The sequence below is a fragment of the Pseudomonas sp. DP-17 genome (assembly GCF_022380625.1).
In the GTDB taxonomy this organism is placed as follows: domain Bacteria; phylum Pseudomonadota; class Gammaproteobacteria; order Pseudomonadales; family Pseudomonadaceae; genus Pseudomonas; species Pseudomonas nitroreducens_A.
This window is the reverse complement of sequence record NZ_JAKSXG010000001.1, coordinates 467565-493147: the sequence shown is the minus strand read 5'-3', so window position 1 is coordinate 493147 and position 25583 is coordinate 467565. Positions and strand designations below refer to the sequence as shown.

Annotated in this window: 24 protein-coding genes; 14 read left to right on the top strand and 10 right to left on the bottom strand. The window is 65.3% G+C overall.

Going from position 1 to position 25583, the window contains the following annotated elements; all coding sequences use genetic code 11:
* Positions 1 to 58: 58 nt before the first annotated feature.
* Complete coding sequence (locus tag MJ122_RS02235) at positions 59 to 991, top strand: D-2-hydroxyacid dehydrogenase (protein ID WP_088416606.1); 933 nt, start codon at positions 59 to 61, stop codon at positions 989 to 991.
* 97 nt (positions 992 to 1088) lie between these two features.
* On the opposite strand, the gene MJ122_RS02230 is transcribed toward MJ122_RS02235, so the two are convergent.
* A complete protein-coding gene (locus MJ122_RS02230; protein ID WP_017518498.1) occupies positions 1089 to 1682 on the bottom strand; it encodes a nitroreductase family protein in 594 nt (197 codons plus the stop codon).
* A 245-nt stretch (positions 1683 to 1927) separates the two neighbouring features.
* Between MJ122_RS02230 and MJ122_RS02225 the strand changes: the two genes are divergently transcribed.
* Positions 1928 to 2377 (top strand): YcgN family cysteine cluster protein, encoded by a 450-nt coding sequence (locus MJ122_RS02225; protein ID WP_239742059.1) that lies wholly within the window; start codon positions 1928 to 1930, stop codon positions 2375 to 2377.
* A gap of 7 nt (positions 2378 to 2384) precedes the next feature.
* On the opposite strand, the gene MJ122_RS02220 is transcribed toward MJ122_RS02225, so the two are convergent.
* Positions 2385 to 2726, bottom strand: a complete 342-nt coding sequence (locus tag MJ122_RS02220; RefSeq protein WP_239742057.1) for a CPCC family cysteine-rich protein — start codon at positions 2724 to 2726, stop codon at positions 2385 to 2387.
* Positions 2726 to 4786 carry a S9 family peptidase gene (locus MJ122_RS02215; RefSeq protein ID WP_239742055.1) on the bottom strand — a complete coding sequence of 687 codons (2061 nt, stop codon included), beginning with the start codon at positions 4784 to 4786 and terminating at the stop codon, positions 2726 to 2728. The genes MJ122_RS02220 and MJ122_RS02215 overlap by 1 nt, the downstream gene beginning before the upstream one ends.
* A 103-nt stretch (positions 4787 to 4889) precedes the next feature.
* On the opposite strand from MJ122_RS02215, the gene MJ122_RS02210 reads away from it, so the two are divergent.
* From MJ122_RS02210 to MJ122_RS02195, 4 genes are all read left to right on the top strand, one after another.
* The gene (locus MJ122_RS02210) at positions 4890 to 5360 is read left to right on the top strand and encodes a hypothetical protein (protein WP_017518502.1); all 471 of its coding nucleotides are present in this window, start codon (positions 4890 to 4892) and stop codon (positions 5358 to 5360) included.
* Between the two features lie 64 nt (positions 5361 to 5424).
* Positions 5425 to 5871, top strand: a complete 447-nt coding sequence (locus tag MJ122_RS02205; RefSeq protein WP_088416610.1) for an HIT family protein — start codon at positions 5425 to 5427, stop codon at positions 5869 to 5871.
* Positions 5872 to 5874: 3 nt separating this feature from the next.
* Complete coding sequence (locus MJ122_RS02200) at positions 5875 to 6648, top strand: class II glutamine amidotransferase (protein WP_088416611.1); 774 nt, start codon at positions 5875 to 5877, stop codon at positions 6646 to 6648.
* A 90-nt stretch (positions 6649 to 6738) separates the two neighbouring features.
* Positions 6739 to 7263 carry a DUF2937 family protein gene (locus MJ122_RS02195; RefSeq protein WP_088416612.1) on the top strand — a complete coding sequence of 175 codons (525 nt, stop codon included), beginning with the start codon at positions 6739 to 6741 and terminating at the stop codon, positions 7261 to 7263.
* 220 nt (positions 7264 to 7483) lie between these two features.
* Here the strand turns inward: MJ122_RS02195 and aceK are convergent, their stop codons facing one another.
* Positions 7484 to 9220, bottom strand: a complete 1737-nt coding sequence (aceK, locus tag MJ122_RS02190) for a bifunctional isocitrate dehydrogenase kinase/phosphatase (RefSeq protein WP_088416613.1) — start codon at positions 9218 to 9220, stop codon at positions 7484 to 7486.
* A 163-nt stretch (positions 9221 to 9383) separates the two neighbouring features.
* Between aceK and MJ122_RS02185 the strand changes: the two genes are divergently transcribed.
* On the top strand, positions 9384 to 9881 hold the full coding sequence (locus tag MJ122_RS02185) for a GNAT family N-acetyltransferase (RefSeq protein WP_088416614.1): 498 nt from the start codon (positions 9384 to 9386) through the stop codon (positions 9879 to 9881).
* A gap of 85 nt (positions 9882 to 9966) precedes the next feature.
* Positions 9967 to 10872, top strand: a complete 906-nt coding sequence (locus tag MJ122_RS02180; RefSeq protein WP_239742053.1) for a DMT family transporter — start codon at positions 9967 to 9969, stop codon at positions 10870 to 10872.
* Positions 10873 to 10920: 48 nt separating this feature from the next.
* Here the strand turns inward: MJ122_RS02180 and MJ122_RS02175 are convergent, their stop codons facing one another.
* From MJ122_RS02175 to cysK, 3 genes are all read right to left on the bottom strand, one after another.
* A complete protein-coding gene (locus MJ122_RS02175; RefSeq protein ID WP_239742051.1) occupies positions 10921 to 11826 on the bottom strand; it encodes a DMT family transporter in 906 nt (301 codons plus the stop codon).
* A gap of 440 nt (positions 11827 to 12266) precedes the next feature.
* Positions 12267 to 13361, bottom strand: coding sequence for a polyamine ABC transporter substrate-binding protein (locus MJ122_RS02170; RefSeq protein ID WP_017518510.1), 1095 nt, complete (start codon positions 13359 to 13361; stop codon positions 12267 to 12269).
* 212 nt (positions 13362 to 13573) lie between these two features.
* Entirely contained in the window at positions 13574 to 14548 is a 975-nt protein-coding gene (gene cysK, locus MJ122_RS02165) for a cysteine synthase A (protein WP_017518511.1), read from the bottom strand.
* Between the two features lie 294 nt (positions 14549 to 14842).
* On the opposite strand from cysK, the gene MJ122_RS02160 reads away from it, so the two are divergent.
* From MJ122_RS02160 to MJ122_RS02145, 4 genes are all read left to right on the top strand, one after another.
* The gene (locus MJ122_RS02160) at positions 14843 to 15688 is read left to right on the top strand and encodes a MoxR family ATPase (RefSeq protein WP_015476360.1); all 846 of its coding nucleotides are present in this window, start codon (positions 14843 to 14845) and stop codon (positions 15686 to 15688) included.
* Positions 15689 to 15819: 131 nt separating this feature from the next.
* Positions 15820 to 17001 (top strand): VWA domain-containing protein, encoded by a 1182-nt coding sequence (locus MJ122_RS02155; RefSeq protein ID WP_017518512.1) that lies wholly within the window; start codon positions 15820 to 15822, stop codon positions 16999 to 17001.
* Between the two features lie 223 nt (positions 17002 to 17224).
* Positions 17225 to 18244 carry an AraC family transcriptional regulator gene (locus MJ122_RS02150; protein WP_088416618.1) on the top strand — a complete coding sequence of 340 codons (1020 nt, stop codon included), beginning with the start codon at positions 17225 to 17227 and terminating at the stop codon, positions 18242 to 18244.
* A gap of 107 nt (positions 18245 to 18351) precedes the next feature.
* The gene (locus tag MJ122_RS02145; RefSeq protein ID WP_024765270.1) at positions 18352 to 18567 is read left to right on the top strand and encodes a DUF3079 domain-containing protein; all 216 of its coding nucleotides are present in this window, start codon (positions 18352 to 18354) and stop codon (positions 18565 to 18567) included.
* 77 nt (positions 18568 to 18644) lie between these two features.
* Here MJ122_RS02145 and MJ122_RS02140 read toward each other — a convergent pair whose 3' ends face one another.
* The 3 genes from MJ122_RS02140 to MJ122_RS02130 all read right to left on the bottom strand — a co-directional run bounded on the left by MJ122_RS02140 (position 18645) and on the right by MJ122_RS02130 (position 23057).
* Positions 18645 to 19214, bottom strand: a complete 570-nt coding sequence (locus tag MJ122_RS02140) for a hypothetical protein (protein ID WP_239742049.1) — start codon at positions 19212 to 19214, stop codon at positions 18645 to 18647.
* A 133-nt stretch (positions 19215 to 19347) separates the two neighbouring features.
* The gene (locus MJ122_RS02135; protein WP_239742047.1) at positions 19348 to 20394 is read right to left on the bottom strand and encodes a class I SAM-dependent methyltransferase; all 1047 of its coding nucleotides are present in this window, start codon (positions 20392 to 20394) and stop codon (positions 19348 to 19350) included.
* A gap of 203 nt (positions 20395 to 20597) precedes the next feature.
* Positions 20598 to 23057, bottom strand: coding sequence for a DUF3772 domain-containing protein (locus tag MJ122_RS02130; protein ID WP_239742046.1), 2460 nt, complete (start codon positions 23055 to 23057; stop codon positions 20598 to 20600).
* Positions 23058 to 23308: 251 nt separating this feature from the next.
* On the opposite strand from MJ122_RS02130, the gene MJ122_RS02125 reads away from it, so the two are divergent.
* A complete protein-coding gene (locus tag MJ122_RS02125) occupies positions 23309 to 24349 on the top strand; it encodes a histone deacetylase family protein (protein ID WP_088416621.1) in 1041 nt (346 codons plus the stop codon).
* 103 nt (positions 24350 to 24452) lie between these two features.
* Positions 24453 to 25550 (top strand): extracellular solute-binding protein, encoded by a 1098-nt coding sequence (locus MJ122_RS02120; RefSeq protein WP_239742044.1) that lies wholly within the window; start codon positions 24453 to 24455, stop codon positions 25548 to 25550.
* Positions 25551 to 25583 lie beyond the last annotated feature (33 nt).

Here is a 25583-nt window from a genome sequence, read left to right as displayed (position 1 = left end):
AGCGAGTCCAGATGCGCCAGCCGGAAATACTCCACCGTTCGAAGCGAAAGGCCTGACCATGCGCCTGCTCGTACTCGATCGCGAACACGCCCTCTATGCCGCCCTGCTGATGGCGGCCGAGCCCCGTTTGACGGTGGTCTCCGGCAATAATCCCGACAAGCTGGTGGACGCCGCGGCAGAGTGCCCCGTGTGGCTCGGCGAGCCGACGCTGGCCGCGCAACTGCTACGCCAGGGCGTGCACCCGGTATGGATCCAGTCCAGCTGGGCGGGCATTACCCCGCTGCTGGCCGACGACCTCCCCAAGGATTACGCCCTGACCCGTGCCGTCGGCATCTTCGGGCAGGTCATGACCGAGTACCTGCTCACCTACATGCTTGCCCACGAACGCCAGTTCCTCGGACGCCTGGCCAGCCAGGTCGGCGTGCAGTGGGACGACCGTCCGCCGGGCAGCCTGAGTGGCCGGCAGATCCTCATCGTCGGCACCGGCGAAATCGGCCAGGCCGTGGCGCACATGCTCGCTCCCTTCGGCGTGGACCTGGTTGGCGTGGCGAAGAACCCGCGCGCGCTGGTGCCCTTTGGTCGCATGGGCGGCCTGGATGACCTGCCACGACTGGCCGAGACCGCCGACTACGTGATCAACCTGCTGCCCGATACGCCGGAAACTGCGGATATCTACAATCTCGCGCTGTTCCAGCGGATGAAGCCCACCGCGCTGTTCCTCAATGCCGGGCGTGGTACTTCGGTGGTGGACGAGGACCTGGTCGCGGCGCTGGAGGCCAACCAGCTGGCCGGCGCAGTGATCGACGTCTGCCGCCAGGAGCCGCTGCCGGCGTCGCACCCGTTCTGGCATACGCCGCGGCTGCTGCTGACCGGCCACACCGCCGCGCCGACGCTGCCCAGCCTTCTGATCGACCTGTTCCGCGACAACCTCACGCGTTTCTGGGCCGGTCAGGCCATGCGCGGCGAGGTGGATTTCAGTCGCGGTTACTGACCGCTGTCGCACCCATGAAAAAGGCCCCAATCGGGGCCTTTTCTTTTGCTCTTCTGTAGGAGCGAGCAAGCTCGTTCTTACAGAAGATTGGAAGCTGTCAGAGCGAGAAATCACCCTCGGCCACGATTTCCGCCAGCGGGCGCCGGGTATTCGGCACTTCGCGGGCCTGCAGGCTTTCGGAGAGGATCGATTTGTCGCCCAGCTTGCCGATGGCGATGACCGCGTGGATTTCATGGTCCGCCGGGACCTTCAGCTCGGAACGCGCCAGTTCGCGGTCGAAGCCGGCCATGCCGTGGGTGTGCCAGCCCGCCAGGCTCGCCTGCAGGGCGAGGAAGCCCCAGGCAGAACCCGTGTCGAAGCTGTGCCACAGGGCAGGCTTTTCCTCGCTGGAGCCGGGCGGGGCGAAGGTGGTCTTGGACAGCACCACCACCAGCGCCGAGGCGTTCTGCGCCCAGCCGCGGTTGAATTCGCCCAGCAGGTTCAGGTAGCGCTGCCAGTTCGGCGTGTCGCGCAGCGCGAAGAGGAAGCGCCAGGGCTGCGAGTTGAAGGAGGAAGGCGCCCAGCGTGCGGCCTCGATGAAGCTCAGCAGGGTGGCTTCGGGAATGGCTTCGCCGTTGAAGGCGCGGGGCGACCAGCGATTGATGAACTGCGGGTCGATCGGGTGCTCGGATACGCGAGGGTTGGCGCTCATGGTGGCTCCTTGAAGGGCGTGGATCTGCCGATGGTGCCGTGGTCGGCCGGGCATCGCGGTGGGATCGGGTGGTTGGCGGTTCCGCGGCACGGGTGGAAGGCAGGCGGACCGCGTCCGTGGGCCGATCAAACTAACCAGCGCGGCTCGCTCTGGCAAGCGCTGCGCGGTCAATGGTCGCCTGCGCTTGGCCTGCGCGCGCCGCGGGCTTAGACTTTGCGCCCCGTGAAATAGCCCCTGATCAAAAAATGGCCGCCAAAGTCGAACCCTTCTGGAAACGCAAGACCCTCGCCCAGCTCGACCAGGAAGAGTGGGAGTCGCTGTGCGACGGCTGCGGCCTGTGCTGCCTGCAGAAGCTGGAAGACGAGGACGACGGCACTGTCTATTACACGCGCATCGCCTGCAAGCTGCTGGACCTGAAGACCTGCCGCTGCACCGACTACGCCAACCGCCGCGCCAGCGTCCCGGACTGCATCCAGCTCACCCCGGCCCAGGCCGACGAGTTCCAGTGGCTGCCGCCCACCTGCGGCTACCGCCTGGTGTCCGAGGGCAAGGGCCTGCCGCTGTGGCACCACCTGGTCTGCGGCGACCCCGATGCCGTGCACCATGAGCGCATCTCCCAGTCCGGCCGCATGCTCGCCGAGGGCTCGGTGCCCGAAGACGACTGGGAAGAGCACCTGATCTTCCGCGCCGGCTGAGCCGCGCTCAGGCCGGCGTGCGCAGCCAGTAGCAGGCTTCCTCGCCGGTCAGCGGCGCCTTGTCGTCGGGCAGCTCCACGCGTTTTTGCCACAACGGGAACCAGCGCTCGTCCTTCACGTCATCGATGGTCGACGGGCGCACCTTGCTACGCAAGCGCCGTTCGCACGCGCCCCACTGCACGAAGTTGACCTGCGCTTCGATCAGGCTCACGGCGTTGGCGCCGCCGCGTGCGTCGGGAAAGCAGAGCTGCAGGTGATCGTCTTCCCAGCAGCAGATCTCGCAGATTTCGTACGATCCCGGAGGGTCGCCGAAACTGAAGTAGCCGCAGCAGGGGCAGGTATAGAGCATCAGGCGTTGCCTTCGATGCCCAGCACCTTGAACAGGAAGGCGTATTCCAGCGCGACGTCCTTCAGGCCCTGGTAGCGACCGCTCATGCCGCCGTGGCCGGCGCCCAGGTCGGTCTTGAGCAGCAGCAGGTTGTTGTCGGTCTTGCTGACGCGCAGCTTGGCCACCCACTTGGCGGCTTCCCAGTACTGCACGCGGCTGTCGTTGTAGCCGGCCACCACCAGCAGGGCGGGATAGTCCTGCGCGCTGACGTTCTCGTAGGGTGCATAGGCGCGGATGCGCTCGTAGGCCTCCGGCTCCTGCGGGTTGCCCCATTCGTCGTACTCGGTGACGGTCAGCGGCAGGTCGGGGTTGAGCATGCTGTTGAGCACATCGACGAAGGGCACTTCGGCGATGGCCGCGGCGAACAGCTGCGGGCGTTGGTTGAGCACCGCGCCGATCAGCAGGCCGCCGGCGCTGCCGCCGCTGATTGCCAGTTGCGTCGGGGTGCTGTAGCCGTGGCTGAGCAGGTGTTCGGCGCAGGCGATGAAGTCGCTGAAGGTGTTCTGCTTGTGCGCAAGCTTGCCGGCGCGGTACCAGGCTTCACCCAGCTCGCCGCCTCCGCGCACATGGGCGATGGCGAAGACGAAGCCGCGCTCCAGCAGGCTCAGGCGGGCGTGGGAGAACCAGGGGTCGAGGCTCTCGCCGTAGGCGCCATAACCATAGAGGTAGAGCGGCGCGGGCTTGCCGCGAGCAATGTCTTCCAGCACCTCGCGGCGGCCGACCAGGCTGATCGGCACCTGCACGCCGTCGGTGGCGTCGGCCCAGAGGCGGCGGCTTTCATAGGCGTCGGCGTCGAACGGGCCCTCCACCGGGGTTTGCTTGAGGACTTTCTGTTCGCCGCTGGCGAGCTCCAGCTGGCGGATCTGTGCCGGGCGATTGAGGGCCTCGTAGCGCAGGCGGATCACCGCGCTGTCGAACTCCAGGCTGTCCTGCACGTAGAGGTTGTAGGCGGCGTCCGGCAGGTCGACGCGGTGCGCCGGCTGGCCGTGCGGGTGGACTTCGACGATCGGCAGGCCGCCTTCGCGCAGGCTCAGGGTCAGTGCGCTGGCGCTCAGGGTCAGGCCTTCGAGCATCACGTCGTCGCGGTGCGCCACCAGCTCGTGCCAGTGCTCGCGGGTCGGCTGCGCTTCGCTGGCGTGGTAAAGGGCGAAGTTGATGCCGGCCTGGTTGCTGCGGATCAGCCAGGCCCAGTCGTCCTCGAGACGGCCATGGTCCGGGTAGTACTCGTGGCCTTCTTCGCGCGGGGCCAGGCAGACGAACTCGCCCTCGGGCTTGTCGGCGTCCAGCACCCAGGCTTCGCTGGTGGTCTTGCTGTTGAGCAGCAGGACCAGCTGACGCTCGGAGCTGGCGCGGTAGCAGTTGAGGAAGAAACGCCCGTCGGGCTCCTCGAAGATCAGCTGCGCACCGCTGTCGCCCAGACGGTGGCGATAGAGCTTGTGCGGGCGATGGGTGTCGTCCAGCTCGCCGAAGAACAGGGTGCGGTTGTCGTTGGCCCAGGTCAGGCTGCCGTCGCAGTCGTCGAAGGGCAGGGTGGTGACGCTGCCGTCAGCCAGTTCCTTCACGTAGAGGGTGTAGATCTCGTCGCCACTGGTATCCAGGCTGTAGGCCAGCTTCGAATGATCGGGGCTGATGCTGAAGGCGCCGACCGACAGGAAGCCGTCGCCAGCCAGTTCGTTCGGGTCCAGCAACAACTGCTCGGCGCTCGCCTCGACGGTCAGCGAACCATCGGCTGGGCGCGGGCTGCGGTAATGGCGTGGGTACTCGTCGCCGGCTGTGGTGCGCTGGTAGTAGAGCCAGGGGCCCCAGGGCGTGGGCAGCGACAGGTCGGTCTCGCGGATGCGGCCCTTGATCTCCTGGAACAGGGTTTCGCGCAGTTTCGTCTGAGGAAGAAGTCGATCTTCCAGGTAGGCATTTTCTGCTTTCAGGTAGTCGAGGACATCTTCGGCGTCGCGGTTCTCCAGCCAGGCATAGGGATCGGCGGCGGCCTCGCGGCGGGCGATGGGGGGCTGGCGGTCGGTCATGGCGAATCCTCGGCGGCGGCATGGATGACGCCCGGCTGCGCACCCATGGGGAAAAGCAGCTATCATACGCACCCCTCTGTCGACACCGCACGTACGCACGCGCATGAACGAACACGATTACACGCTTGCCTGGGGCGCCTATATCGCCGCCGGCCTTGGCCTGACCCTGGTCTGGTTCCTGATGACCGGGTGGATGTGGCGCTGGCTGCGCGAACCCCTGCGGGTGATCGTCATCGTGCTGCTGTTCACTCCGACCCCGGTGGACCCGGCGAACAACCTGTACGCCCCGGCGATCGCCATCACCGCACTGGACGTGGTGTTCAAGGTCGGCAACAACGCCTGGCGCGCCGTCTCCGATCTTGCCCTGGTACTGCTTGCCGCGTTCGGCCTGTACCTGCTGTTCGTATTGATCCGCTGGCCACTGGAGCGTTCGCTGAAGAAGCGCCGCCAGGACAAGGAAGCCGAAGACGAGCCGACGCTGCGCCAGCTGATGCAGCCTGAACTGGTCGAGGGCGTCGACGCCCATCCGAGCGAACGGCGCGACAACCGCGCGCGGATCGAACCGCGCCTCTAGTCCGGCCTTGCGTCCTGCCCCGCACGCGTCCAGCATGAACTGAACAGCCTTTCGAGGAGTTCCCATGGACTGCGTGTTCTGCGCCATCGCGGCCGGTCGCGTGCCGGCCCGTATCCTCTACGAAGACGATCATTTCATCGTGCTGCTGGACATCTACCCCCTGCGCCCCGCACACCTGCTGCTGGTGGCCCGCGAGCACGCAACCTTCCTGCACCAGCTCCCCGAGGCGGCGCAGCAGGGCCTGATACCGCTGGCCGAGCGCATGCAACGGGTGTTGCGCCGCGCCGGCTACGGACGGGTCGGCATCAACCTGCTGGTCAACGATGGCCCCGCGGCTAACCAGCATGTCGCACATTTTCACCTGCACCTTATCCCGCGTGAGCTGAACGACCTGCCGGCCCTGCTGCTGCGCGCGCTCACGCGGTTCCTGCCGCTGGGGCGGAAAAGGATGCAGAATCGCCTGGAACGCGAGCTGCATCAGCTGCGCGAGGCACTGATGGAGGAGAACTGATTCATGTGCGAGTTGCTCGGCATGAGCGCCAACGTCCCGACGGACATCGTCTTCAGCTTCACCGGGCTGATGCAGCGCGGCGGCGGCACCGGCCCGCACCGCGACGGCTGGGGCATTGCCTTCTATGAAGGGCGCGGTGTGCGGCTGTTCCAGGATCCGTCCGCCAGCGTCGACTCGGAAGTCGCGCGGCTGGTGCAGCGCTATCCGATCAAGAGCGAAGCGGTGATCGGCCATATCCGCCAGGCCAACGTCGGCCAGGTCTGCCTGTCCAACACTCACCCGTTCGTGCGCGAAATGGGCGGCCGCTACTGGACCTTTGCCCACAACGGCCAGCTCGCCGACTTCCATCCCGAGCCCGGCCTCTACCGCGCAGTGGGCGACACCGACAGCGAAGCGGCTTTCTGCGACCTGCTCAACCGCGTGCGCCGGGCCTTTCCCGAGCCCGTGCCGGTAGAGGTGCTGCTGCCCACGCTGGTCACTGCCTGCGCGTCCTACCGGGAGAAGGGCGTGTTCAACTGCCTGCTCAGTGACGGCGACTGGCTGTTCACCTTCTGCAGCACCAAGCTGGCCTGGATCACCCGACGCGCGCCGTTCGGCCCGGCCCGCCTGCGTGATGCCGACGTCACGGTGGACTTCCAGTCGGAAACCACACCCAACGACGTGGTGACGGTGATTGCCACCGAACCGCTGACCGACAACGAAAACTGGACCCTGATGCAGGGCGGCGAATGGATGCTCTGGTGGCGTGGCGAGATCGTCACCCAGGGCCGCATCTGATCGGGACGTGAAGCATTCCCGGAATGCCGGTGCGGCAAACGGGAGAATCCGGCGTCGCCTTGCACATCCATAAGAACGAAGGGGAAAAGAATGCTACGCAGCTACGTACGCATGGTGCTGTTTGCGCTGGGGCTGATGGTCGCGGTCCAGGTGCCGGGCTTCATCAAGGACTACGCGCAACGCGTCGACGCCCACCGCATCGAGGCAGCCCAGGCACTGCAGGGCTTCAAGGACACATCGGGGCAGTTCTTCAAGGGTGACCTGAGTGCCCTGGTGGCGCACTACCGTGGCAGCGCCGATCCGGTATTCCAGCGTGACGCCGATAACATCGAGCGCCTGGTGCGCCGCGCCCAGCTGTTCGAGAACGAATGGCAGGCGCTGCAGGGCAACTGGTACCAGCGCGCGCTGCACATGCTGACTGCGCCGAACCACGAGCTGCTGCAGGAAACCTACGCGAATTATCGTTACCAGGTGGTGCTGGAGCCCGAGGCCATCGGCTGGGCGCTGGCCGGCGGCCTGCTGCTGGCGTGGATCGCCGAGGTGCTGATGGCCTCGGTGGCGGCGCTGGTGGGCCTGGGGGACAACCGCCGCGCTTCGCGGCGGCATTGGAACTGAACCTCGACGGCTCTTCTAGGAGCTTGCTCGCGAATGCGCCAGCTCCGGCGCTTGTCCTCGTGTAGGAGCGGACTTCGTCCGCGATGTGTCAGCCTCGCGCCATTGTTTCTCGCGTCGCGCCGGAGTGCGCGCTGGCTTCCTGTTTCGCCCCCTCGGGCGACCTGCTTTGCCAAACGACGCAAAGTAGACACTGTAGGATCGGTCCCCTACAACGTACCCGCTAGCGCGCCAGTGCTTCCTCCGGCGATTCGTGGCGGCGGTAGGGGAACACGTCGATCACCTTGCCCGCGCGAATCTGCTCCTGCAGCCCCTTCCAATAGTCCGCGTCGAACAGGTTGCCGTGCAGCTTGGCGAACTGCCGGCGAAGCTTCAGGTCGACGAACAGGAAGCGCGGAAATTCCTCGGGGAATACGTCCATCGGCCCCACCGAGTACCAGGGCTCGGAGGACATCTCGTCCTCTTCGTAGCGCGCCGGCGGGATGTGGCGGAAGTTCACTTCGGTCAGGTAGCTGATCTCGTCATAGTCGTAGAACACCACGCGGCCGTGGCGGGTGACGCCGAAATTCTTCAGCAGCATGTCGCCGGGGAAGATGTTCGCCGCCGCCAGTTGCTTGATTGCCAGGCCGTAATCCTTCAGCGCTTCTTCCACCTGCGCCGGGGTGGCGTGTTCCAGGTAGATGTTCAGCGGGGTCATGCGGCGTTCGGTCCAGCAGTGGCGGATCAGCACCACGTCGCCTTCCAGCATCACGGTGGAGGGCGCGACGTCGAGCAGTTCGGCAAGGCAGTCGGGATCGAACTTGCCCACGGGGAAGCGGAAGTCGGCGAACTGCTGGGTATCGGCCAGGCGCCCGACGCGGTCATGGTTCTTCACCAACTGGTACTTCTGGATCACCGTGGCGTGGTCAACGGTCTTGGCCGGGTTGAAGTTGTCCTTGATGATCTTGAACACGGTGTTGAAGCCCGGCAGGGTGAAGACGCTCATCACCATGCCGCGCACCCCTGGGGCCATGACGAAGCGGTCGTCGGTGGTGGCCAGGTGGTTGATCAGCGCGCGGTAGAACTCGCTCTTGCCCTGCTTGTAGAAGCCGATGGAGGTGTACAGCTCGGCGATGTGCTTGCCCGGCAGCAGACGCTTGAGGAAGGCGACCATTTCCGCCGGCACCGGCGCGTCGACCATGAAGTAGGAGCGGGTGAAGGAAAAGATAATCGAGACTTCCGCCTCGTCAGTGATCACCGTGTCGAACTGGATGCCGCGGCCCTCGTGGTGCACCAGCGGGAACACCAGCGGCCACTGCTCCTCGGGAGTGAACAGGCGGCCCACCAGGTAGGCGCCCTTGTTGCGGTAGAACACCGAGCCGATCAGTTCGATGGTCAGGGTCGGGTCCTTGCACACCCAGTCCGGCAGGTTGGCATGCAGCAGGTTGTCCATGCGCTCGAGGTCGCGTTCGCGGTCGTCGTAGTCCACGGCGAAACGGTAGTCATCGAAGATGTTCTCCAGCGCCTGGCGCAGCTTGCCGCCGGGGCGGTAGATGCGCGTGTGCGGATCGCGCGAATGGGCGCGCAGCGAGGGCCGAGTGGTGTGCACGAACATCGTGCCGTCGCTGATGTTGTCGTGGCTGAACAGGCCGCAGAAGATCGAGTTGAACCAGGTTTCCGCCAGTTCGTCGTCCAGCCGCGGATCGATCAGGGTGATGTAGGCGCTCTTCGCGATCGGCCAGCGCTCCACGTCCACCAGGTCGATGCCGGCCATGGCGCGGGTCAGGCGGCCCACGGTCTCGGCGACCATTTCCTCGTACAGCTCGATGCGTTCGGCGGAAGCCCGCTGGGCCTCCTGCCACTGCGCCTGCTCGAAACGCGCGGGCGCTCCGGCGGTGATCTGGTGGAACTTCGCGCGGTAGTCGTCGAAGCCTTCGAGGATCAGGGTCGCGATCTCGGTCGCTGGCCAGTGCTGAGCCATGGGAGTGCCTCTGCAGAGTTCTTGTGCAGCGAGCTTAGCCAGGGGGGACGGCAAGGGAAAGGGCGGATTCGTCGGCATTTGCCGCCACTTTCCCGCCGATTTCGCGCGTATGCTGGTCGGCCCGTTCCCTGGGGCAATCGTTTCGGCAAGGAGCTGATATCCGATGAACGAGATCCACATTGAGCGCTGCACCGAGCAGCATATTGACGCGTTGACCGCCCTCTACAATGAGCCTGCCGTGGCGCGCCAGGTGCTGCAGATGCCGTATCAGGCACCCGCTCTGTGGCGCAAGCGCATGTGCCTGGATGAGGAGGGGCTGGTGACGCTGGCGGCCATGCATCAGGGCGAATTGGTAGGGACTGCCACATTGGACAAGTGCATTCGCCTGCGCCGCAGTCATGCCGGCAGCATCGGCATGGGCGTCGCCGCGGCGTGGCAAGGACGAGGCATTGGCAGTCGGCTGTTGGCGGAGTTGCTGGAAATTGCCGATAACTGGATGAACCTGCGTCGCGTCGAACTCACGGTCTATACCGACAATGAGCCCGCCATTGCGCTGTACCGCAAGTTCGGCTTCGTCGAGGAAGGCACGCTACGCGATTACGCCTTCCGCGATGGCGAATTCGCCGACGCACTGAGCATGGCCCGGCTGCGTTGCCGCTGACGGTGGACTTTGAAAGTCAGCTATGGATGGATGCTGTTTTCCACCGGCGTAGGCTGGTGGTTCGCCTGCCCTGGAGCTCTTTGCGATGAACGTCGCTGCCTTGTTGAACCTGCTCGCTCTGGCTGCCATCTGGGGCGCCAGCTTTCTCTTCATGCGCCAACTGGTGCCCGCCATTGGTGTCATGCCGACGGCGTTCTTCCGGGTTTTCCTCTCGGCCATCGGGCTGGTCGTGATCCTGCTGGCGATGCGCACACGCTGGGACTTTCGCGGCAAGCTTTCGCGCATCCTGACCATCGGTGTGATCAGCTCGGGCATCCCGGTGTTGATGTACAGCCTGGCGGCGCAATTCCTGCCGGCGGGCTACTCGGCGATCTTCAACGCCACCACGCCGCTGATGGGCGTGCTGATCGGCTCGCTGTTCTTCGGCGAGTCACTGACCGGCGCCAAGGCGGGGGGCGTGCTGCTGGGACTGGCCGGTGTGGCGGTGCTGACCCGCGCCGGCCCGGCGCCTTTTGATGCGGGACTGCTATGGGGCGCCGCCGCCTGCCTGGTGGCGACGACCTGCTACGGTTTCGCCGGCTTCGTCACCAAGCGCTGGATCAACGACCAGGGTGGCCTGGACTTCGGTGTCTCGGCCCTGGGCAGCCAGACCGGCGCGACCCTGTGCCTGTTGCCGTTCTTCCTGGGTACGAGCCTGGACATGCCGCTGGCGCCGCTTCTCGAACCGAAGATACTGCTGGCGCTGGCTGGCCTTGGCTTTCTCTGCACGTCCTTCGCCTACGTCCTGTACTTCCGCCTGCTGGCCAGCATCGGCCCGCTGAAGACCATGACAGTGACCTTCCTGATTCCGCCGTTCGGTGTGTTCTGGGGCGTGCTGCTGCTGGACGAGTCGCTGTCCTGGGCGCACCTGCAGGGCGGCGTGCTCATTGCACTGGCCTTGTGGCTGGTGCTGCGCCCGGCACCGCAACCCAAGGCGGAAGCCGCGAACTGAGTGAAATGCAGGCGAGGAGCGATCCTTGCCTGCATCTTCCTGGGCGGGCTAGCGGTTATCCACAGCCTGTGTCGCCCTGGCTTCAAGCGCCGGGGTTGCCTGGCGGAATACCAGCATCAGCCCCACCACGATCAGCCCCATGCCAAGCAGGCCCAGGGCTGAAAGGCGATTGCCGAACACCGCGTAGTCCATCAGCGCCGTGACCGCGGGCACCAGGTAGAACAGGCTGGTGACGTTGACCAGGTTGCCCGCCGCGATCATCCGATAGAGCAGCACGGTGGCCAGCACCGAGACCATCAGACCCATCCACAGCGCACTGAGTATGAACGCGGCGTTCCACTCCACGTGCAGCGGCTGGAAGGGCGCAACGGCGAGGCACAGCACGAGCCCGGCAATGTATTGCAGGGGCAGGGTGCCCAGCGGGTTGTCGCGGATGTTCTTCTGCAGGATCGAGCCACCGGTGATCGACAGCAACGCCAGCAGGCAGCAGGCTAGGCCGGCGAAGGTGAGCCCGGACAGCCCGATGCTCTGGTAGACCACCATCACCAGCCCGATCAGCCCCAGTGCGAGGCCGCCCAGGCGCGGCGCCGAATGGCGGCGCTCGAGCAGGAAGCTGGTCAGCATCGGTTGCACGCCCAGCACTGTTGCGATGACGCCCGGAGTAACGTGCAGGTCCAGCGCCATCAGGTAGAAGATCGGGTAGATGCCCAGCATCACCAGGCCGGTGAGCACGGCGTGGCGCACCTGTTTGCGCTCGCGTGGCCAGCGCAGGCCGATCAGTGGCGAGAGGACCAGTAGCGCCACCAGTGCGGTGCCGAAGCGGGCGATGAGGAACACCATCGGCGAAGCATGGGCCAGGCCCCACTTGCTGATGATGGCGGCGCTGCTCCACAGCAGCACGAACAGGGAGGTGCTGGCCAGGCCGGCCAGGGTGGAACGGTTGAGCGAAATCATGCAATACACCTGTCGTCAGGCAGATCACGACCGGCCTTCGATGGGCCGGACACATACCGGGAGCCGCGTCAGTCGAGCGCGGCAAACCAGGCGATGGGAAACGCGTGGGGCGTCAGAAACTCACGCCGGGTGGCGGGTAGGCCGCACCGGGAGGCGGAGGCGACGCGACAGCGACGACAGGAGGCGGGGGAGGACAGGCCGCACCCGCACCCTCGCCGCGTGCCGGGGAGGCTGCGACGTTGATTGCCGGATCGGGCAATGGGTATCGGGACATGGAAGGCGAACCTGTTCAGTGGAGCAGCCACCGGGCTGCGTAGGCTGACTATAGCGGCACGGATTGCTGCTGGCGAGCCCTGTGCGAGTCGCACGGCAAAGTGCGACTTGCGCGACGAAAACCACAACGCGCGGCCGGAGCCGCGCGTTGTCAGTCAAGGTGACGCTTACTTGCCGGTCTTGACGGTGTTCCAGGTGCGGGTGCGCACGCGGTCGATCTTCATCGGCATGGATTCGAGAGCGAACAGCTTGGCCATCTTGTCCTGCGGCGGGTAGATCGCCGGGTCCGCCTTGATCGCCTTGTCCACCAGCGGGTCGGCGGCGAGGTTGCCGTTGGCGTAGTGCACGTAGTTGCTTACGCCGGCCATCACGTCGGGGCGCAGCAGGTAGTTCATGAAGGCGTAAGCGGCTTTCTCATCCGGCGCATCGTTGGGCATGGCGACCATGTCGAACCACAGCGGCGAGCCTTCCTTCGGGGTGGAGTACTGGATTTCCACGCCGTTCTTGGCTTCCTTGGCGCGGGTGGCGGCCTGCAGGATGTCGCCGGAGAAACCGATGGCTACGCAGATCTCGCCGTTGGCCAGGTCGCTGACGTACTTGGAGGAGTGGAAGTAGCGGACGTACGGACGCACCTTGAGCAGCGCTTCCTCGGCCTTCTTGTAGTCATCCAGCTTCTGGCTGTGATGCGGCAGGCCCAGGTAGTTCAGGGTGATCGGCAGCAGTTCCGGGCCGTTGTCCAGCACCGCTACGCCGCACTTGGCCAGCTTCTCCATATATTCGGGCTTGAAGAAGATGTCCCACGAGTCGATCGGCGCGTTGTCGCCCAGCACTTCCTTGACCTTCGCCGGGTTGTAGCCGATGCCGGTGGTGCCCCACAGGTAGGGGAAGCCGTGCTCGTTGCCCGGGTCGTTCACTTCCAGCGCCTTCATCAGCACCGGGTTGAGGTTCTTCCAGTTCGGCAGCTGGCTCTTGTCCAGTTTCTTCAGCGCGCCGGCCTGGATCTGCTTGGCCATGAAGTGATTCGACGGCACCACGATGTCGTAACCGGATTTGCCGGTCATCAGTTTGCCATCGAGGGTCTCGTTGCTGTCGTAGACGTCGTAGGTCGCCTGGATGCCGGTTTCCTTGGTGAAGGTCGGCACGGTGTCCGGGGCGATGTAGTCGGACCAGTTGTAGATCTTGACGCTCTCGGCCTGGGCGGCGCCAGCGGCAACGGAGAGCGAGAGTGCGAGGGTGGAGAGCAACGGGGCGGAAATTTTCATTCTTGTGTTCCTGACAACGGTGCGGAAAGCCCGGACCATCCGCGAAAGATGGGCGACGCTTCGTCGCGGGGCTGCACAAGAATTAACCATTTTGCCGGAACATGGCGAGGGGCCATGGCTGCCTGCGGGTCCGCAGACAGCGCACGTGACCTGGGCCGCACCGATTCGGAACGGCAGGTAGGAATCCGCCCCGCGAAGGGGCGGAATAGAGCTTACTGGACCAGTTCCTGGTCCTCGAACAGGCCGTCGAAGAGCATGGTGGAGAGGTAGCGCTCGCCTGAGTCCGGCAGCACCACCACTATGGTCTTGCCCTGCATGTTCGGCTCTTCGGCGAGCTTTGCCGCGGCGGCCATGGCGGCGCCGCTGGAGATGCCGCAGAGGATGCCTTCTTCCTGCATCAGGCGCAGGGCCATGTTCTTCGCGTCTTCGTCGGCGATGGTGGCGACGCGGTCGACCAGGGACAGGTCGAGGTTCTTCGGTACGAAGCCGGCACCGATACCCTGGATCTTGTGCGGGCTGGGCTTGATTTCTTCACCGGCCAGCGCCTGGCTGATCACCGGCGAGGCGACCGGCTCGACAGCCACCGAGAGAATCGGCTTGCCCTTGGTGTTCTTGATGAAGCGTGACACGCCGGTGAGGGTGCCGCCGGTGCCGACGCCGGCGACCAGCACGTCCACCGCGCCGTCGGTGTCGTTCCAGATTTCCGGGCCGGTGGTCTTCTCGTGGATCGCCGGGTTGGCCGGGTTGTCGAACTGCGCCGGCATGAAGTATTTCGCCGGGTCGCTGGCGAGGATTTCCTCGGCCTTGGCGATGGCGCCCTTCATGCCCTTGGCCGGCTCGGTCAATACCAGTTCGGCGCCGAGGGCCTTGAGCACCTTGCGGCGTTCCAGGCTCATGGAGGAAGGCATGGTGAGAATCAGCTTGTAGCCACGGGCGGCGGCGACGAAGGCCAGGCCGATGCCGGTATTGCCGGAGGTGGGTTCGACCAGGGTCATGCCTGACTTCAGGCGGCCGCTGGACTCGGCATCCCAGATCATGTTGGCGCCGATCCGGCACTTCACCGAGTAGCCCGGGTTGCGCCCTTCGATCTTGGCCAGGATGGTGACGCCGCGCGGGGCGATGCGGTTGATCTGGACCAGCGGCGTATTGCCGATGGACTGCGCGTTGTCTGCGTAGATGCGGCTCATGATGAGAGTCCTTGTCGCTCGAAGGTGATCAGAAAGCCTATTCCCAGCCCGCCTTCCAGTCCAGACGCAGAACCGGCATAAGGATGGGCGCGGCGGCGTCGGTGTCGGGCTCCACTGGAAACCACAGGCCGTCGCCGATACCGCGCGTGGCTGGATGAAGGGTGACCGGGCATTCAGTGACTGAATGCCCGTCCTGCGTTCACAGTCGAGCGCCATGCGCGTTATAGTCGCAGCCTACCCAACGCACTTTTCCGCCCGGGCCTTCCCCGGCCGCTACCGTTCGAGGATTCACCGATGAAGTTCGAAGGCACCCAGTCCTACGTCGCCACCGACGACCTCAAGCTGGCGGTCAACGCCGCCATCACCCTGCAGCGCCCGCTGCTGGTGAAAGGCGAGCCGGGTACCGGCAAGACCATGCTCGCCGAGCAGCTGGCAGAGTCCTTCGGCGCCAAGCTGATCACCTGGCACATCAAGTCCACCACCAAGGCCCACCAGGGGCTCTACGAGTACGACGCGGTCAGCCGTCTGCGCGACTCGCAGCTGGGTGTGGACAAGGTCCACGACGTGCGCAACTACATCAAGAAAGGCAAGCTCTGGGAGGCCTTCGAGGCCGAAGAGCGCGTGATCCTGCTGATCGACGAGATCGACAAGGCCGACATCGAGTTCCCCAACGACCTGTTGCAGGAACTCGACAAGATGGAGTTCTTCGTTTACGAGACCAACGAGACCATCAAGGCCAAACAGCGCCCGATCATCATCATCACCTCCAACAACGAGAAGGAACTGCCGGACGCCTTCCTGCGCCGCTGCTTCTTCCACTACATCGCCTTCCCCGACCGCGAGACCCTGCAGAAGATCGTCGACGTGCACTACCCGAAGATCAGCGGCACGCTGGTCAGCGAGGCGCTGGACATCTTCTTCGACGTGCGCAAGGTGCCGGGCCTGAAGAAGAAGCCCTCCACTTCCGAGCTGGTGGACTGGCTGAAGCTGCTGATGGCCGACAACATCGGCGAAGCCGTGCTGCGCGAACGCGACCCCACCAAGGCCATCCCGCCGCTGGCCGGCGCCCTGGTGAAGAACGAGCAGGACGTTCAATTGCTTGAGCGCCTTGCCTTCATGAGCCGTCGCGCGAGCCGCTGATGTTCTTACTCCCTCTCCCTTCAGGGAGAGGGCCGGGGAGAGGGAATGGCCCCGTGCCGTGCTTGCCCTCTCCCTAACCCTCTCCCTGAAGAGAGAGGGAACCGTTACCTGCGATTTCCGAGGGCATATCCATGCTGCTCAACCTGTTCAACGAAATGCGCGCGGCCAAGGTGCCGGTGTCGGTGCGCGAGCTGCTCGACCTGATCGATGCGCTCAAGCACCGCGTCGTGTTCGCCGACATGGACGAGTTCTACTACCTCGCCCGCACCATCATGGTGAAGGACGAGCGCCATTTCGATAAGTTCGACCGGGCCTTCGGCGCCTACTTCAAGGGCCTGGAAAAGCTCGACGACCACCTCAAGGCGCTGATCCCCGAAGAGTGGCTGCGCAAGGAATTCGAGCGCCTGCTGACCGACGAGGAACGCGCGCAGATCCAGTCGCTCGGCGGCCTGGACAAGCTCATCGAGGAGTTCAAGAAACGCCTGGAAGAGCAGAAGGAACGCCACGCCGGCGGCAACAAGTGGATCGGCACCGGCGGCACCAGCCCGTTCGGTTCCGGCGGCTTCAACCCCGAGGGCATTCGCGTCGGCGACGCCGGCAAGCGCCAGGGCAAGGCCGCCAAGGTCTGGGACCAGCGCGAGTACAAGAACCTCGACGACCAGGTCGAACTGGGCACGCGCAACATCAAGATCGCCCTGCGCCGCCTGCGCAAGTTCGCCCGCGAGGGTGCGGCGGAAGAGCTGGACATCGACGGCACCATCGACCATACCGCCAAGGATGCCGGCCTGCTCAACATCCAGATGCGTCCCGAGCGCCGCAACACCGTGAAGCTCCTGCTGCTGCTGGATATCGGCGGCTCCATGGATGCCCATGTGAAGGTCTGCGAGGAGCTGTTCTCGGCCTGCAAGACCGAGTTCAAGCATCTCGAATATTTCTACTTCCACAACTTCATCTACGAGTCGGTGTGGAAGAACAACCTGCGCCGCTCCAGCGAGCGCACCGCCACCTTCGACCTGCTGCACAAGTACGGACCGGACTACAAGGTGGTGTTCGTCGGCGACGCCGCGATGGCGCCCTACGAGATCACCCAGGCCGGCGGCAGCGTCGAGCACTGGAACGAAGAGGCCGGCTACGTCTGGATGCAGCGCTTCATGGAGAAGTACAAGAAGCTCATCTGGATCAACCCCTACCCGAAGGACACCTGGAACTACACCGCCTCCACCGGTCTGGTGCGCGAGCTGGTGAAGGAACAGATGTATCCGCTGACCCTGAGTGGCCTGGAAGAGGGCATGCGCTTCCTCTCCCGCGGTTAACTCCACCGCCATTGAGCATCAGGACGGTGCGCGCGCACCGTCCTGTGTCCGCAAAGGTAACCCCGCTGTCGGGTGGAATCGCTTCCGCCCGACGTCCCGAGCCCCGTAACATGGGGATCGATCCGGCCACGCTGGGTGGCCGGCACGCAACTTGCCTGCTCCTGACCTGCGCCTGTCGCGGTAACACCCGGCGGCGCACCGTAGCGTCTACGATGGGCATCGAATGAATCCTCTGACCTTCTCCCGCTCCACCTGGCTCAACTCCCTGCACATGACCTCGCTGACCGTCGCCCTGATGGAGTCCGAGGGGTACAGCCGCGAGTCCATCCTCGAGGGCAGCGGCATTACCGGCGATGACCTGCTCGATCTGCGCCGGCTGGTCAGCCCCTGGCAGGAGCAGCAGGTCTTCGCCAACGTGCAGAACCTCGCAGGCGAGCCGGCCCTCGGCCTGCGCCTGGGCGTGCGCACGCGGATCACCGCCTACGGCCTGCTGGGTTATGCGCTGATCTCCGCGCCGACCCTGGGCGAGGCGCTGCGCATCGGGCTGAGCTATCCGGTGCTGCTGGGCACCTACTTCCACCTGGCACTGGAAGTGGACGGCGATATGGCCTGGCTGGTCGCCACCGGCTATGGCGAGGAAGAGGCGATGCGCCCGTTCAACACCGAGCTGTGCCTGGGGTCGCTGAAGGTGGCCTGCGCCGACCTGCTCGGCCAGCCGCTGCCGCTGGTGCGCGCCGAATTCGACTACGCCGGCCCGGCCGACCGCCGAGCCGCTTACGCCACGCTGTTCGGCTGCCAGCTGGATTTCGACCGCGCGCGCAGCGCCATCGGCTTCCCCGCGAGCTGGCTGAATATGCGCCTTCCGCTGGCCGATGCCGTGACCCATCGCGAGATGCTCGAACAGTGCCGCCGGCAGAACATCGACCTCGCTGCGCGCCGCGCCTGGCTGGACAAGGTCCGCGCGATCCTCGGCGAGCGCCTGCAGGAGCCGCCGGGCCTGGAAGAACTGGCGCGTCGCCTCAACTGTTCCTCGCGCAGCCTGCGCCGCCACCTGCAGCAACAGCAGACCAGCTACCAGCAACTGCTCGACGAGCTGCGCTTCGCCCGCGCCAAGGAACTGCTGCAGGACGGCGACATGCCGATCTACCGCATCGCCGAGGAACTGGGCTTCAGCGAAACCGCCAGCCTGCGCCATGCCTTCCAGCGCTGGAGCGGACAGCCGCCCAGTCACTTCCGTGCATAAACGCCACGCGTGAAATTTCCCTCGGGCTTGTCGTGGATCAAGGAGCCCTTGGATGTCCTGGGCATAGCCTTGAGGAATCCCACAAGGAAACCTCCGAGGGCCTGACCATGGCCAAGAAATTCCCGCTCAACCCGCCGCACCCCGAGCGCATCTGCTGGGGCTGCGACCGTTATTGCCCGGCCACCAATCTGGCCTGTGGCAACGGTGCGGACCGCACCATGCACCCGGCCGAGATGCTCGGCGATGACTGGTATCAGTTCGGTGACTGGGGCATCGAGGCGCCGAAGACGATTTCTGCCGTGCAACTGGAGCCTTCCAGCTAGCGCACACCCGCGCCGTTGCGGCGCCGGCTACAACAAAATGCGCGCACTCCCTCCCCGGAATGCGCGCATTTTCGTCATCAGCCCTTGGCGGGGGTGATGCCGTAGATCTTCTGGAAGCGGGCGATCAGGCCGACCGGCTTCTTCTCTTCCTTCTGCATCAGGTACACCACGCGCTCGCCGTTGGGGCCGCTGGCGATTTCGGTGTGGCGGAAGATCGGTTCGCCCAGGCCGTTCATGTCGACCATGTCGCCATAGCGCTGGGCCACGTAGATCACGCCTTCCTGGCGAATTTCGCCGTAGAAGCCGGCGGCCGGCGGCAGGCTCTGCTTGAGGAACTGGTAGCCGGCGATCTTCTTCACGTCCTTGCCCTGGTCCTCGGCGCGCACCACCAGCACGATGTCCTGGCCGAACTTGTCCTTCTCGCCGACGGCCTTGGTGTGCTCGGTCTTGCCGGTTACCAGGTAGTCGCGATAGACGGTGGCGTCGTCGAATACATAAAGGGTCGACTCGGTGCGCACCAGGTACCAGTCGTCGTTGTTGGATGTCGCTTCCTTGCTGGCGACCTGCTGTTGGCCGGCGCAGCCGGCGAGGGCGGCGACGAGCAGGGCGAGGGATGCAGTTTGGTGGGCAGTCTTCTTATTGAACATCTCGGGGGGCTTCCCTGGGTTGAAAGCCTGCGAGTTTCAACGGGCCACATAACCGATTGATGACGGCAAGATGACGAATTGTTTCCGTGCTGCAGCGCCCGAATGCCGGGCGCTGTGGCCAATCGGGGAAGCGTTACGGGCGGGCCTCGAGGATCAGGTTGAATGGCGTTTCCGCTGCACGGCGGAAGCGGCTGAAGCCCGCTTCCTCGAACACCTTGCGCAGGCGCGCTTCACCGGCCTGGGCGCCCAGCCCCAGCCCGACTTCCTGGGACAGCGAGTTCGGCGTGCAGATGAAGGTGGAGGCGGCGTAGAACAGCCGGCCTACCGGGTTCTGGTTGTCGTCTAGCTGGTCATTGGCGAAGGGCTCAACCAGCAGTACCGTGCCGTCCGGCTTGAGTGCCTGGCGTGCGTGCTGCGCCGCGCCCACCGGGTCGCCCATGTCGTGCAGGCAATCGAAGAAGCAGATCAGGTCGTAGTCGTTGCCGGGGTAGTCCTTGGCGCTGGCGCGCTGGAAGCTGGCGCGCTCGGAGACTTCGGCCTGGCCGGCGCGCTGGTTGGCGACGTCGATGGACGGCTGGTGGTAGTCGAAGCCGACGAAGTTCGAACTCGGGAAAGACTGCGCCATGACGATGGTGGAGGCACCGTGGCCGCAACCGACGTCGGCGACCCGCGCGCCGCGTTCGAGCTTGCCGACCACGTCATCGAGGGCCGGCAGCCACTCGGCGACCAGGTGCGCGCGGTAGCCGGGGCGGAAGAACTTCTCGGTGCCGGAGAACATGCAGGGATGGTGATCGCCCCAGGCCAGGCCGCCGTCCCCGCGCATGGCGGCGACCAGCTTGTCCTTGTCGTGGTAGAGCGCAGCGACCACGGAAGCGCCGCCGGCGACGTAGACCGGCGAGTCCTCGATAGCCAGGGCCATGGCCTGCTCCTCGGGCAGGCGGAAGTTGCCGTCCTGGTGCTCCATGTAGCCGGATGCGGCGTGGGCGCTGAGCCATTCGCGCAGCAGGCGGGCATTGCAGCCGCTGCGCTCGGCCAGTTGCGTCGGGCTCAGCCACTGGCCGTCGGCCATGGCTTTGTAGAGGCCCAGTTCCTCGCCCAGGATGATGTTGGCGAGCATCGCCGCGCCACCCATGTCGGTGACCAGTTTGCCCATGAACTCGTTGAGTCTGGCTTCGTCCATCGCGTGTTCTCCCCTGCGAGCCCCAGGCAGCAGCCCGGCGGCACACCGTGGGTTTGGAGGGGCGGCGAGGACGAAAGCGGCCCAGGCCGCGACGGAGCGCCGGCCAACGGCGGGCACGGGCGCTGAGGGCGCAACGGCGACTCCCGAACGGGACTGTTGCGCGAAGGCCGGCAAGGCGGCCCTGCCGGCGTCACCCTTCCATCTTACGGCCGCGGGGTTGGCCCGGCGGCGTCGCCGACCTGCGGTGCAGCCGCTTCGTCGTCGGGCTGGGCGCGCAAGACCTGCGGTCGCTGCAAGATCAGATTCTGTGGCGTGCTCAAGCTGATGCCCGCCTCGCGCAGGCCGCTGAAGATGGTGAACAGCAGGTCGCTCTTGGTCGAGTACACCGCACGCGGGCTGCTGACGTTGCCCGAGGCGGCGAGCGTCAGCCCGGTGGCGCTCAGGTCCTTGAAGGTCACCGAAGGCGCCGGGGTCTCGACGATATTCTCGTGCTCGCCGTAGGCCTTGAGCATCAGCTCGCGGACCTTCTGCACGTCAGTGTCCAGCGGCAGGGTGAGGTTGATGCCGACCACGCCCAGCGCACTGCCCATGGTCACGTTGCGCACGTTCTGCGAAATGAACTGGGAGTTGGGCACTATCACCGTGGACTGGTCGGACATCTGGATTTCCGTGGCGCGCACGTTGATTCGCCGGATATCGCCCTCCACGCCGCCGGTCAGGCTGACCCAGTCGCCCACCTTCACCGGGCGCTCGGTGAGCAGGATCAGGCCGGAGATGAAGTTCTGCACGATGGCCTGCAGGCCGAAACCGATGCCCACCGACAGGGCGCTGACCACCCAGGTCAGGCTGGTGAGGTTGATGCGCAGCGCCGAGAGCACCAGCAGCACCAGGATGACCATGCCGATGTAGCCCACCAGGGTTACCAGCGAGGCGCGCATGCCAGCGTCCATGCGGGTTTCCGGCAACAGCTCGTCGGCCAGCCAGCGCTTGAGCAGGCGCAGGCCGAACAGCCCGGCGGCCAGCGTGCCGAGGGCCAGCAGGATGTCCTGCGGGACGATGTTCAGACGCCCCAGCGACTGGCCGCTTTCCACCAGTTGCACCAGACCCTGGAGCAGTTCGCCGGGGCTGGTGCCGGAAGTGGAGAAGGCGATCAGCAGCGTGGACAGCACCAGCAGCGTGCGCCCGGCGCCGGTCAGCAGGGTGGCGAACTGCGCCTGGTGGCGCGGGTCGACGCCGAGGTTTTCCGCCAGGCGTTCACCGATGGGTTGGCGCGGCGACAACAGTACCTCGCAGAGGTCGACGAACAGGGTCGTCAGCAGGTAGCCGGTGGCGCAGACCACGCTGGCCCAGAGCAGCTTGCCGGCGAGGAAGTAGGCCAGTGACAGGTAGCCGGTGACCAGCGCCAGGACGATCAGCAGCACGGTGATCAGCATTGCCAGCACTAAAATGCCGGCCAGCGCGGAGGTTTCGTGTCCCTCGGCTTCTCGACGCGCGCGGCGGTAGCGGTACAGGGCGATGCCGTACAACAGGGCGGTGGCCAGGGCGGTGAGGCCGTTGACAGCCACGGTCAAGGCGAGGCTGGCGCCGCTGGCGCTGTTGACGCGATCCAGGGTGCCCAGCACCAGCAGCAGCCAGGCCATCAGCCAGGGGAAGGGGGAGAGGGCGCTTGCCACCGGATCGGGCAGGTCGGGCAGACGCCAGGATGGCCGCTGCACAGCCAGCAGTGCGCGGCCGAGGCCGGCGGTGAAGGTACAGAAGATCACCAGCGAGAGCAGTTGGCCGCCCAGGTTGGCCATGTTGCCGCTGAGCTGGTCATGCCAGTTCATGCCCTCATGGATCAGCGTGGCGCCACCACCCAGCGTAAGGATGGTGGCCAGGCCGACCGCTACCGCCAGGGCGCTGCGGCGCAGCCGGCCGACTGGGATCCAGCGGATCATCGCCTTGGTCAGCAATTGTTCGAGCAGACGCCGGCCGGGAATCCACAGCAGCACGGCGACGATCAGGCTGGCGATGAAGGGCGAACGGTGCTGGGGCTGCCAGGTGGTGGCGAAGGCTTCGCCGAGCTGCGTACGCATGGATTGCAGGCGGGTCAGGTCATCGTCGGTGGGGCGGATGAGCGTCGACCAGAAGCGCGGACTCAGAGGCGGCGGGTAGCGCGTGGCGATCTGCGAGTTGAATTGGCTGCGGCGCAGGTTGACGATCTGCGCGGCGAGGTCCTGGGCGTTCTTGTCCAGCTGGTTGGCGCGCTCCAACTGCTTCTGCAGATCCTTCTGGGCATCGGTCAGGTCGTTGCGCTGCCGGGTAAGAGTCTCGGCCTCGTTGGGCGTGACCGGGCCGAGCACCTTGAGCTGGTCCTCGGTGCGCGACAGTGCCGTGCCGATGTCGCTGGCGTTCTGTTCCGCACGGGCCTGCACGGCCAGCGCGGACTGCCGCAGGTTCGACAGCAGCCCGTCGTCGCTGTCGGCGGAGACGCGCTGGCGGATCAGTTCGAGGCGTGCGCTCAGTTGCGCAACGCCTGCGTCCTCCGGCAGGTCCGGCAACTGGATGGAATCGCCGGCCTCGACGTCGGTCGGCTCGTCCGCCAGCACGGCGGCGCTGCCGGCCAGCGATAAGGTGAGCATCAGCAGTGCACGGCTGCAGGCGCGTAGGAAGGTTTCCCGCATGTTCCCCCATCCTGTGGTCAAAACGCTTGATGATGTTCGACCGGCCCCGGGGCCGGACAATTCCCTGAGCATAGCGCCGCTGCGGTTGTTCTTTGCCGTTGGAATCAGCAGTGTTCAGTAATGCAGATGGTTAAAGGTCATAAATTCTGGCCATATCGATCCCCTTTTGGCCGCTTCCGCTGTTCTGTGCGGCGCGGTCGCTGGGCAGAATTCCGTCACCGGACAACAAGAATCCTTCAGAGGGTACTCCCATGCTTACCGTGTACAGCGATGATCACCGACTGCATTTCGGCCAGTCCGAACTGGTCGACGGCAAACTCCAGCCCTGCTTCGAGATGCCCAGCCGCGCGGACACCGTGCTGGCCCGCGTGAAGTCGCAGAACCTGGGCGAGATCATCGCCCCCCAGGACTTCGGTCTCGACCCGATCCTGCGCGCGCACAACAGCCGCTACGTCGAATTCCTCAAGGGGGCCTGGGCCCGCTGGGCGGCCGAAGGCCATACCGGCGACCTGGTCTCCACTACTTTCCCGGGCCGCCGCCTGCGCCGTGACGGTCCGATCCCGACCGCGCTGATGGGCGAGCTGGGCCACTACAGCTTCGACACCGAGGCGCCGATCACCGCCGGCACCTGGCAGGCCGTGTACAGCTCGGCGCAGGTCGCGCTGACCGCCCAGGATCACATGCGCCAGGGCGCCAATATGGCCTTCGGCCTGTGCCGTCCGCCGGGCCACCACGCCGGAAGCGACTTCATGGGCGGCTACTGCTTCCTGAACAACGCCGCCATCGTCAGTCAGGCGTTCCTTGACCAGGGCGCCAAACGCGTGGCCATCCTCGACGTGGACTACCACCACGGCAATGGTACCCAGGACATCTTCTACCGCCGCAACGACGTGCTGTTCGCCTCGATCCATGGCGACCCGCTGGTGGAGTATCCGTACTTCCTCGGCCACGCCGACGAGCACGGCGAAGGCGCCGGCGAAGGCTACAACCACAACTACCCGCTGGCCCACGGCACGGGCTGGGATGGCTGGTCCGCCGCGTTGGAGGATGCCTGCCGGAAGATTTCCGCCTACGCGCCGGACGCGGTGGTTGTCTCCCTGGGCGTGGATACGTACAAGGACGACCCGATTTCGCAGTTCAAGCTGGACAGTCCGGACTACCTGAAGATGGGCGCGCGCATTGCCGCCATGGGCATTCCGACCCTGTTCATCATGGAGGGCGGTTACGCGGTGGAGGCCATCGGCGTCAACGCGGTGAACGTGCTGCAGGGCTACGAAGGCGCTGCACGCTGATCACCAGAGTGGGCGGACAAGTGTCCGCCCACTCTGCATTTATTGGCTCGCGACCCGTTGTTTGAAGGGGTCAGGGTGCGAGCGCATCCAACTGGGGAAGGACATGAACAAGAAAACCGCGCTGCGCGGCCTGCTCGCCGCCGCCACCCTCGTCACGGCCAGCGTTGCCAGCGCTGAACCGCAAGTGCGCATCTACAACTGGTTCGACTACATCGGCCCGGACACCCTCAAGGGCTTCCAGAGCGAGACCGGCATCAAACCGCAATACGATGTCTACGACAGCAACGAAGTGCTGGAAGCCAAACTGCTTTCCGGGCACTCGGGCTATGACGTGGTCGTGCCCAGCGACAGCTTCCTCCCCAACTACCTCAAGGCCGGGGTATTCCAGCCACTGGACAAGAGCAAGCTGCCGAACTGGAAAAACCTCAACCCCGCACTGCTCAAGGTGCTGGAGAGCAAGGACCCGGGCAACCAGTACGTGATGCCCTACATGTGGGGCACCAACGGCATCGCCTACAACGTCGACAAGGTCAAGACCGTACTGGGCGACAACGCGCCGCTGGACTCCTGGGACCTGGTATTCAAGCCGGAAAACCTCGCCAGGCTGAAATCCTGTGGCGTGGCCTTCCTCGATTCGCCCACCGAGGTGATCCCGCAGGTGCTGCATTACCTGGGCCTGTCGCCCAACAGCCACAACCCGGACGACTACAAGAAGGCCGAGCAACTGCTGGCCAAGCTGCGCCCGAACATCACCTACTTCAGCTCCTCGAAGTTCGTCACCGATCTCGCCAATGGCGATGTCTGCGTGGCCCTGGCCTGGTCCGGCGGCGCGATGCAGGCGGCCAATCGCGCCAAGGAAGCGGGCAACGGCATCCACATCGAATACCGCATTCCCAAGGAAGGTGCCGCCGCCTGGTTCGACGTGCTGGCGATTCCCAAGGACTCGAAGAACGTCGAGCAGGCTCACGCCTTCCTCAACTACCTGCTGCGCCCGGAAGTGGTTGCGCCGATCTCCGACTACGTCGCCTATGCCAACCCCAACCAGGCGGCGGACGGGCTGATCTCCAGGGAGCTGCACGACAACCCCAACGTCTACCCGCCAGCCGAGGTGCAGGCCAAGCTGTTCTCGGTGGAAATGCTACCGCCGAAACTGGAGCGCATCCGGACTCGCACCTGGACCCAGGTGAAGTCCGGGAAATAATGTCGCTGGCGGCTGGCTGAAGAGCGGATTTCC